The sequence below is a fragment of the Acetobacter orleanensis genome, assembly GCF_001581005.1.
In the GTDB taxonomy this organism is placed as follows: Bacteria; Pseudomonadota; Alphaproteobacteria; order Acetobacterales; family Acetobacteraceae; genus Acetobacter; species Acetobacter orleanensis.
In genome coordinates this window covers 1-1,595 of sequence record NZ_LHZV01000015.1, presented here as the reverse complement: position 1 = coordinate 1,595, position 1,595 = coordinate 1, and the positions used below count along the sequence as shown (strand labels likewise).

1 protein-coding gene and 1 pseudogene are annotated in these 1,595 nt (G+C 44.9%); both read left to right on the top strand.

All coding sequences use genetic code 11. The features are described 5' to 3' along the window. Positions 1–303 precede the first annotated feature (303 nt). The gene (locus AD949_RS13505; RefSeq protein WP_082064855.1) at positions 304–1,071 is read left to right on the top strand and encodes a glycosyltransferase family 25 protein; all 768 of its coding nucleotides are present in this window, start codon (positions 304–306) and stop codon (positions 1,069–1,071) included. A gap of 74 nt (positions 1,072–1,145) precedes the next feature. Then, a pseudogene (locus AD949_RS14335) lies at positions 1,146–1,595 on the top strand (hypothetical protein); the annotation flags it as partial.

Here is a 1,595-nt window from a genome sequence, read left to right as displayed (position 1 = left end):
AGCCGCTCTTCAAACCAGACTGCGTCATGAGCCACTCCTCCAGTCATCACACAAGAGAGGGAGTGACAGAGTAAAGACCCAAAATTAGAGGGCTTTTCGAACCCTCCATCTGGGTAAGTCAAGCCAAAAGAGAGAAGAAACCATGTATGGTGTAAAGCTGGCTCGTTCAAAAAAGAGGAGAGCCAGCCGTGCAAACCAGCGGACACGTTGTGTCGTGATAATTTGTATTATATAAGGTCATAAAGTAAATTTTCTCGTGGAAAATATTTTTTCAATATTTATGGAATAAAAAAGGTTATAAAAATGAACAATTCAATACGTGTTATTTCTCTCGATAGAACTCCGCAACGCTATAAAACATTTTGCGATTATAATGCTAATCTTTCATTTACAAAATTTTCCGCCTGTGATGGCAAGTCTCTAAGTTTAGATGGCAGTGTACAGCAAGGCATATTTGCGGCGGAATTAAATTATACGGCTGGCGCGAGAGGAGTGGCTATTTCTCACATACAGTTATGGCAGGATGCAGTTGTAAAAAATGAAGTCCGACATATTGCAGAAGACGATGCCATTATACGATATGATTTTTATAATATTTTTCAGAAAGTGACACAAAACGACCAGAGCTGGGATATTATCTTGTGGAGCTATAATGATGATTGGCCTGTTGGCCTGGTATCGACTTTCGATCGTGTCACGGCTCTGAAAGAAAAAGAGCTTTCCGCAACTTTTATAGACCAAAATCACAAGAAATTTCAGAAAGAAACATATAAGCCATCTTTGCTACGTTTGGCTTCTGCTGCTGGACTGGGTCTTTATTCAGTATCTCCAAAAGGGGCACACTATCTCCTCCAAAAATGCCTCCCGATTGTAGGATGCCCAGCATCGTATGCACCTGATACAAATATGGCATGGGCTAATACAGGGTTGGATGTTGAAATGTCACGGCATTATCAAAGTTTGAATGCCTATGTTGCATATCCACCTATGGCATTTATGCTGAATGATCACATAAATTCTACAATAAGAGGAAATCAAGCACAGTACGGCGTGTCGTCAGTTAAGCTCTGAGTGTGGCACGTGAGGGTTGTACTTTGGCTCTGCGTGTGCTGACTGTTTTCCCGGTTTTTGGGGAAGACAGACGGATGCGGCGCTATGGTTTGCGCGACGACCAGTGGGAGCGGATAAAGGATATCCTCTCCGGTCGTGAGGACTATGTCAGCGGCACTGCGGCGGACAACCGTCTGTTCGTGGAGGGGGTGCTGGATCGCTATCGCGCGGGCATTCCGTGGCGCAACATGGAGGGTTCTAAAAATCCCTTGTTTTTTAGGAACTCTTTGTGTTTCCATCTTTCCTGTGTTGATGAGGGAAGATGGATGATGAAGTCGTCTGGTTTCTTTGATGTTGAAGAGCGGCTGGCTCGTCTGAGTGGGCTTGGTGATCAGCTCGAAGCGTTTTCCCGGACTTTGGATTTTGAGGTGTTCCGCCCTGATCTGGACAAGGCTGTGGCGTATTCAGACGGGAGCAAAGGCGGTTGTCCGTCGTTTGATCCGGTGTTGATGTTCAAGATTCTGGTGATCCAGACGCTGAACAAC